A 7,836-nucleotide genomic window follows, 5' to 3' on the forward strand; every position below is an offset into this window, starting at 1 on the left:
GGGGATGACTTGAGAATTACCAGGACAAACAATTACAGGTGTCACTACAGCATGAAAATACTGGGTTGTTCCATTTCTAAAAGTTCTGCTTGAACCAGGCGGCCGTCCCGTTGCTTACTTAGGGTCGGCGCGTTCAACCGTTGGACGACCGGTTCCATAGAACGCGATGACGGGAACCAGGAAAGCAAGACCGGTGAGCAAGGTGCTCCATGGCAGGCTCAACGCGTGAGCCAAGGCATCGCCAGCGGCAGTGCCAGCCGTGCGAATGAGTGCCACCGTGGTCCAGTAGAGCGCTGGCGCGAGAATTTGCCTCCGTCGGCCGATTCTAAGCGTCATCGCCACCAGCGCCCCTACCACCACTGCGGCCCCTGGCGGCGTGAGATGCAGCCGAAAGGACGCGAAGTCGCCCGCGAGGGTGCCAAGGACACCGGCCAGCATCATACAGACCCAGTAGATCGGTGTTACGCGGATGGTATCGCCCAAGGTAGTCCCTGCATCAAAAAACCGGCTGTAGACCCAGACAGCGCAAACAAAAAGTGCAAGAACCATCGGTATGGAGACCGCGAAGTCGATGTGCCAATCATTGAACATATCCCCGACGTTGGTAGCCGCCGTGCGAACCGTGATGATGGCAAACCAGAACCAAAGTGGTATGGGCCGACGAACCATTCGGTCGAGTAAGAGGATTAGCGCGAATAGCCCAGCCAGCCAGGGTAGTCCGCCGAGGTGCCCGAGGTGTAGTTCGTCCCCAAGGAAGTCGCCAGTGTTGGTGCCGAAAACGCTAGCGGCACAAAGGCAAAACCAGTATCTCGAATCGATGCGGGGTAGAGAGCGCATATAGTACCTAAATGTAAAGTGAATTATGCTAGTATCATTCTTGCAAAATTGGGATGCTCCCAAACAAACTACTATTCTGGGCGCAATCGGCAGACTAAACGAAACACAATTGGTACAAAGATGAGTGTAAAAATAGTAGATAAAGAAAGCCCACCAATAACTGCGATTGCTAATGGCTTTTGCAACTCTGCGCCTGCACCCAAACCTAAAGCTAAAGGTAGTAAACCTAGAATAGTACAAAGTGTAGTCATCAAAATTGGTCGTAGTCTTACACGACCAGCTTCAATTAAAGCCGATTCAACAGACTGACCTTCTGAACGTAAACGGTTGGTGTATTCCAATAAAATAATCCCATTTTTTACTACCAAACCTACGAGCAAAATAATTCCCATAAATGATGAAACATTTAGCGGCGTTTGAGTAATCCATAAACCCAAAATTACTCCTAAAAGTGCTAAGGGAATTGTCGTAAAAATTACTAACGGTTGCAATAAATCGCGGAACTGTAAAACTAGCACTAAATACACCAGTAAAACACCTAAACTCATAACTAACAGCAATTGTGAGAAAGATGCTTGTTGAGAGGCAATTAATCCACCGACTGAGAGGATGTAACCTTGAGGTAGTTTTAATCCAGCTAATTTTTTGTTGATATCTTGCACCATAGAACCGAGATCGCGTTTTTCTACACCAGCAGTAAAGGAAACATAACGCTGCTGATTTTCGCGTAAAATTGCTTCTTCGCCTGTAGTTGGTTTGATTGTAGCTACAGCAGAAAGGGGTAATGTAGCACCATTCGTGCCAACAATAGGGATTTGGTTGAGTTGTTGAGGATCTCTACGTACTGTATCTAGAAGATGAACGCGCACGTCCACTAACCTATCGCCCTGGCGAATTTGAGTTGCTACCCGCCCAAACAAGCCATCCTGTACTTGCTGTGCAACTTCGGATGCTGTTAATCCCAACTGGACAGCTTGAGTGGGGTTAACGTGCATGTCTAGCTGCGCTAAAATTACTCCACCACTAGATGCTAAGTCTACCAAACCAGAGATTTTCTCAATGCGAAATTGAACTTGCTCCCCTAAGTTACGCAGAATTGTTGGATCTTCTCCAAAGATTCGCACCTCTACAGGACTAGCCGCACCAGATAAATCGTTAAGTTCGTCTTGCAAAATTTGATGGAAGTCAATGTTTAACTGGGGTAATTTTGCAGATATATCCTGCCGTTGTTCTTCGATGATATCAAAGACTTTGCGTTGACGTTGATCTGCCGATTTTAGAACAACAACAATATCACCTTTATTTGGCTGAGTAGCAAACAAACCATTTTCTGCACCAGTGCGTCGCGTCCAAGTAGTGATTTCCGGAGTCTTGGCGATAATTTCTTCCAGTTGATGTGCGAGCAAGTCTGTTTCAGTTAACGATGTTCCCGGTGGGGCGAGGTAATCAATGATATAGCTGCCTTCATCGAATGCTGGTAAGAAATCTGAACCCAATTGTGTAAATAATACTGCTCCTACTGCAAGTAAAAATAGGGCGATCGCACCTACCCAACGCACTTTACCAAACACAAAACGCAACAGCCGCGTATAAGCATTATCTAGTTTGACTAATAACTTTGGTGTTGAGTGATTCGAGTTACTCCGTAGCCACTTTGCACCAAGCAAGGGAGTGAGAGTCAGCGCTAGCAGTAAGGAGAAAACAACAGCAGCGGTTAATGTAATTGTAAGACTGGTAAAGAATTGTCCGGCAACACCTGACAATAATCCCAAAGGTACAAAAACCGCTACTGTAGTGATCGTAGAACTAATCACAGGCTCAGTTAATTCTGCCATCGCTGCGGCTACTGCTGCACTTGGGTTCAAGCCTCTTTGCAACTGGCGATCAATGTTTTCAATCACAACAATTGCATCGTCAATTACCAAGCCAATTGCTACCGCTAATCCTCCCAAAGACATTAAATTTAGACTCTGACCGACAAAGGATAGCACCCCAAAGGCAGCCAACGCCGATAGAGGAATAGTGATAGAAGCAATCACCGTACTGCGCCATTCTCGGAGGAAAACGTACAGCACAATAATAATTAGGACAATGCCAATAGCGATCGCATCTCGAACATTGGCGATCGCATCCACTACCAATCCTGATTCATCATAAGCTTTGGTGATTTGCACACCTGGCGGTAAGCTTTTCTCCAGTGATTTGATTTCCTGCTGTACCGCCTCAGTAACTGCCACAACATTACTATTAGGCTGACGGAATATATTTAGTGTTAGTCCGCGTTTACCTTTAGCACTGACAATTTGAATCGGGTCAGTTTCGCCTAGAGAGACTTGTGCCAAATCCTGTAAAAATACAGGTTTCCCAGCACCTTTCATCGTCACCACAATCCCTGTTAGTGCAGATGCATCTATGGGCTGACCACTAGTAACTAGTAAATTTTGCTGATAGTTGCTATCTAGTTTACCAACTGCTTGGTTTTGAGTAGAGCGCTGGACTGTATCAGCAACTTGCGATAAATTCAAGCCATAACTTTGCAGACGATTTGGGTCAACTTGTACCTCGACTTCCGAGATGTTTCCCCCCTGAAGATTGACACGGGCGACACCTGCAACCCTGGTTAAGCGAGGCAAAATCTGATATTGAGTAATTGTATAAAGGTCTGTTTGTGCCAGAGTGTCAGTGGTGAAATTGTAGCTGAGTACTGGAAAGATGGCGGGGGTAACCCGTTCAACCGTCAGGTTAACGCCAGATGGCAAAGTACTTCGTACTTCATTAGTTTTGGCTTCTAACTGCTGTAAAGCTTGCTGCATATTGGTTGTAGGCTGAAATTCAATCGAAAGTTCTGTAGAGCCACGGGCAGTCTTAGAGCGTACCCTTTCAACTCCATAAACTTGGTTGGTAGCTTCTTCTAAAGGACGAGTAACTGTAAGAGCTACTTCTTCTGGGGCAAGATTTCCGACTTCGGCGATCGCTGTAATTCGAGGAAAGGATAATTCGGGATAAACTCCACTTGGCAAACTGTTGTAAGCGAAAATCCCTAAAAGGGCAATCAGCACAAATATTAGGTAAATTGCTTTTGCTTGGGATTGCAGCAGTTTTGTAAAGCGAATCACTGTTTTACCTCCTGTATAGCAGTACCATCTGCTAAACCATAAGCACCTTTAGCTACTACTCTTTCGTTGCCCATCAACCCTGATAAAATCTCAACGCGTGAAGCAAAGCTATCCCTATTAGACAAATCGCCCTGCTGGATACCAGTTTTTACCTTTTTCCGCTCCAGTTTCCCAGCTTTCACAGTGTAAACCATCCGTTCAGTGGGAGTATCTGGATCTGGCACTAAAGCAGTTTGGGGTACTGTAATTGCCGCTGAATGGATTTCTGTAATAATCGAAATAGTTACAGCTTGGTTTTCTCTAAGCTGTGTCTGAGAATTGTTAACGCTAATTTGAATGCTGCGGGTATTACTTTGGGGATCGACAATCGGGCTAATAGCAGTGACAATACCAGAATAGCTACCGCCTGTAAGGCTGCGGATGTTGGCGCTTTGACTGACACGAATATTAGCTTTCTTGTCAGCAGGTAAGTTGGCGTTGACTATCACTTTTGATAAATTAACAACCTGAATGATTGGTGTGGCAGGGTCTGTAGTATCATTATTATTTAGAAATCGAGTAGCTACAACTCCAGATATCGGACTAAAAATGTCAGTAAAGCTGAGTTGGGTTTGAGCAAGATCGCGGGAAGCTTTAGCCTGTTCTTGTTGAGCAATTGCGCCCGCTAGAGCAACTTGAGATGTTTCAACCTGAGATTGGGCTGCAATCACATCTTTCTGAGGTACAACTTGTTGCACGGCGGTTTGGGCAGTAACCAAAGCAGCTTGGGCAGTTTCCAGCTGATTTTGGGCCGCAAACAAGTCCTTCTTGGGTGATACGCCTTTTTTAAAGAGTATTTTTTGTCGCTGCAAGTTTTTTTCGCCAAAAGCAAGATTGCTTTGAGCTTGAGCCACGCCTGCTCTGGCTCCGAGTATGCCTGGATCTGTGGCTTTTTGAGTAGGATTAAGGGCTTGATTATAAAGACGACGCGATCGCTCTAAACTTTTCTGTGCAAGTTCTAGATTAATCTGCGCCTGAGCAACACCTGCTTGGGCTGAACGTAACCCTGCTGTTGCTTGGTTTAATTGATCAAGACTCTGACGATTATCCAATCGAGCAATTAACTGCCCTTTAGCCACCTTCTGACCAGGTACGACGGTAACAACTGCAAGTTTTCCAGCCACAGTTGGGCTGACTTTAGCGCTGGTATTGGGTGGGGCACTAACCATGCCGCCAATGTTGACTTCTACAGGTATATCTTGGCGTTGCACGTTTACAACAGGCAAGGACACCGCTGCTGCTTCATCAGTTGGTGGGTCTTTGCCTTGGCAGCCAATTAGCAGTATGAACAGCGAGATAGTGGTCAGGATGTTTGGCGAAGAAAGTACCAAATGCAAACATCCTGCTTTTTTAAGGAGTTTTGGGGGCATTGATGTTATTAATCGCAGACATGGGTAGATTGACAGCTTGCTCTAGTGCGCCTAAAGCCGTTTGGTAGGCGAGGATATCAGCGTAGAAATTATCAAATACAGATTGTATGGACTGCTGGTTGAGCAAAGCATCACTCAAACCAGTTTGACCGTACTGATAACTATTGCGAGATAAATTTAGAACTTCTAGAGCTTGCGGTAGTAAAACTGTGCGATCGCGCTCCAGTAGGCGTTGGGCACTGATAATATTTTCGTAAGCTATTGCAACTTCAGAATCAACTTGTGATTCTAAAGCTATTTTTTGTGCTTGGGCCACAGAAAAATTAGCACGCGCCTGCTTTACTCCACTCGCACCGCTATTGAACACAGGTAAATCCACCCTTGCTCCTAAGATGACTGCTGTTGTTGTCGAAGAAGGCGCACTAGCTGTACTTAGACCAGGGTCCCAAACAAATGATGCCGCTAAGGTAATATCCGGAATGCGAGCCGAGCGAGCTACCTGAATTTGGTTATTGTTTATTTGTATTTGTTGTTCAGCTAAAGCTAAATCTAAGCGCGACGCTTTCGCTAATTTTTTTAGTCCCGTCACCTCCGGCAGTTTTGTGATAACTGCTAGTCCTTGCTGTGAACCATTTAGATAAAACGTGAATGCCTGTCCATCCACCAAAGTAATTACTGTGTCAGTAGGCTGACCTAGTAGAGTATTTAGACGAATGATAGCCTGATGGACGCGATTCACTGCTGGTTCAACTTTTTGCTGCGCTTGTGAGAAAGCAAATTCAGCTTGAACAACATCGGCTTTGGCCACATCATCAGCTTGAAAACGTAGTTTGGCAATATCCACAAGTTGCTGGTTGATAGCAAGAGATTGTTCTGCATTTTGCTGCGCTCCTTGGGCAATGGCTAACTCTGTATATGCCTGACGTACTTGAGTACGAATTTGCCAACGTAAGTTGTCTAACTGTAGTTGGGCTTGTTGTACCTGGGAGTTGGCTAAAGCCAGACGTGTCCCACGCTTACCCCCCAATTCAATTAGTTGTTCAATACCAACGATCCGTTTAGTCTCAGCTTCCCCAAAAGGTATATCTAGGGAGAATCTGGGATTTGGTCTCTCTTTGGCGACTGCCACTCCCGCTTGAGCAACATTAATACTTCGCTGTACAGTCAACAATTGTGGATTATTTGCTTCAGATCTAGTTATTGCCCCCTCAAGATTGAGGGTTAATACTTTAGCTGTTTGTCCAACAATTGGAGAGGAAATACATGAGTATACTAGCGACTCAATTGTTATACATAAAAATAGTAATAATCTCCGCGACACCCGCAGTTTTACTTCCGTGTAAACATCCATTACTGCTAAAATCTCTATTCAATTTTTTATCAAAAAATAAAATTTGGAAGCACAGTAAAGTGAAAGGAACTGTTGGATGAACTCCATAATACTAGGAATTTATGCAATTTTGTGCTTAGAACATTAGCCGCAAGCGAAATACACCTATCGGAATATCTGCATTCAAACCTACAAGTCTGACAGAGACTGGAAAGAGCCAACCATTAGAAATTCCTGAAATTAAGACACGGTTTAAGTCAATCTTAAGTTCAGTTCCAGGAGCTATCTGTTCTGGGAAAGCAATTGTAATAGTTTTGTCCTTGACTGTAATCTTGGCATTAAGTTTTTGATTAGATTGGTCAGATATGGTAATGTCATTCCTGACAGTTAGACCATTAGGTACAGTAATAGTTAGCCGGGATAAAGCTCTACTATCTGAGGGAATTTTTAGCCTCAAAGAATCTCTAACAACTCTCGCCCTAGTTTGGGGAAATTGGTATGCTCCAACAATGTAAGGAAAGTTTTTAGATTTTATTTGGCTGTACCCATATACAGTAGAACTGAAGGATGCAATTGTTAGAGTCAATGCAACAGCTTGAATTAGCCTTTTCATTTCTACATTCTTTAGAAAATTAGTGAGCAGGATCAATTTAGACGAAAAAAGTCAAGAACTAGAAAAGACTAGGGTTAGCGCATCTTATCAATCAAAAGCCTAAGAGGGTGTTTGAAAAGTCGGGTATGTTGTAAAAAAGCTCTCTCAGTATACGCTGTAAATAGATAATAAACAGCACTGAGAGAGTGACATGAGTAAAGCTTACCCCAGTAACCTGACCCACAGACAATATGAATTTCTTAGGGACTTGATTCCAGATATAAAGTTTGTGCTAACTCATCTAACCTAATTATTTGTTGAATATTATCTTGAGCACTGACAATGACTTTACGATTTTTAGCTAATCCTCCTAAATAGTTTAGGTGACGATTTTCTAGCTTTAATAAGAAGGATCTGTTGTTATCATATCCAGCATCTACAATTAATATTCCTGGTTGATACAGCACTTCCGGCTGTTATGAGGTACAGTAACAGCAATTAGCAAACCAGTTTCTTAAATGTTGAGGATTTATTAAGTCGAGTGCAACTGAT

At 43.9% G+C, this 7,836-nt stretch carries 5 protein-coding genes and 2 pseudogenes; all 7 read right to left on the reverse strand.

What is annotated here, in order from left to right; translation table 11 throughout:
* Positions 1 to 114 precede the first annotated feature (114 nt).
* Positions 115 to 669 carry a hypothetical protein gene (locus tag V7K49_RS26290; RefSeq protein WP_335208235.1) on the reverse strand — a complete coding sequence of 185 codons (555 nt, stop codon included), beginning with the start codon at positions 667 to 669 and terminating at the stop codon, positions 115 to 117.
* A gap of 3 nt (positions 670 to 672) precedes the next feature.
* Positions 673 to 837: pseudogene (locus tag V7K49_RS34790) on the reverse strand (hypothetical protein); the annotation flags it as partial.
* Positions 838 to 908: 71 nt separating this feature from the next.
* Positions 909 to 3,953, reverse strand: coding sequence for an efflux RND transporter permease subunit (locus tag V7K49_RS26295; protein WP_335208236.1), 3,045 nt, complete (start codon positions 3,951 to 3,953; stop codon positions 909 to 911).
* Positions 3,950 to 5,362 carry an efflux RND transporter periplasmic adaptor subunit gene (locus V7K49_RS26300; protein WP_335208237.1) on the reverse strand — a complete coding sequence of 471 codons (1,413 nt, stop codon included), beginning with the start codon at positions 5,360 to 5,362 and terminating at the stop codon, positions 3,950 to 3,952. Before V7K49_RS26300 ends, V7K49_RS26295 begins: the two co-directional genes overlap by 4 nt.
* Positions 5,343 to 6,713 carry a TolC family protein gene (locus tag V7K49_RS26305; RefSeq protein ID WP_335208238.1) on the reverse strand — a complete coding sequence of 457 codons (1,371 nt, stop codon included), beginning with the start codon at positions 6,711 to 6,713 and terminating at the stop codon, positions 5,343 to 5,345. Before V7K49_RS26305 ends, V7K49_RS26300 begins: the two co-directional genes overlap by 20 nt.
* Positions 6,714 to 6,828: 115 nt before the next feature.
* Positions 6,829 to 7,305, reverse strand: coding sequence for a DUF2808 domain-containing protein (locus tag V7K49_RS26310; protein ID WP_335208239.1), 477 nt, complete (start codon positions 7,303 to 7,305; stop codon positions 6,829 to 6,831).
* A 248-nt stretch (positions 7,306 to 7,553) separates the two neighbouring features.
* Positions 7,554 to 7,745, reverse strand: a pseudogene (locus tag V7K49_RS26315) (IS701 family transposase); the annotation flags it as partial.
* Between the last annotated feature and the right edge of the window lie 91 nt (positions 7,746 to 7,836).

It is taken from the genome of Nostoc sp., from assembly GCF_036919675.1.
Lineage (GTDB): Bacteria > Cyanobacteriota > Cyanobacteriia > Cyanobacteriales > Nostocaceae > Nostoc.

What these genes read in the sequence shown, in the direction of transcription:
- V7K49_RS26300 (WP_335208237.1), bottom strand. Translation starts at nt 5,362, where the DNA reads ATGCCCCCAAAACTCCTTAAAAAAGCAGGATGTTTGCATTTGGTACTT.
- V7K49_RS26305 (WP_335208238.1), bottom strand. Translation starts at nt 6,713, where the DNA reads ATGGATGTTTACACGGAAGTAAAACTGCGGGTGTCGCGGAGATTATTA.
- V7K49_RS26310 (WP_335208239.1), bottom strand. Translation starts at nt 7,305, where the DNA reads ATGAAAAGGCTAATTCAAGCTGTTGCATTGACTCTAACAATTGCATCC.
- V7K49_RS26290 (WP_335208235.1), bottom strand. Translation starts at nt 669, where the DNA reads ATGGTTCGTCGGCCCATACCACTTTGGTTCTGGTTTGCCATCATCACG.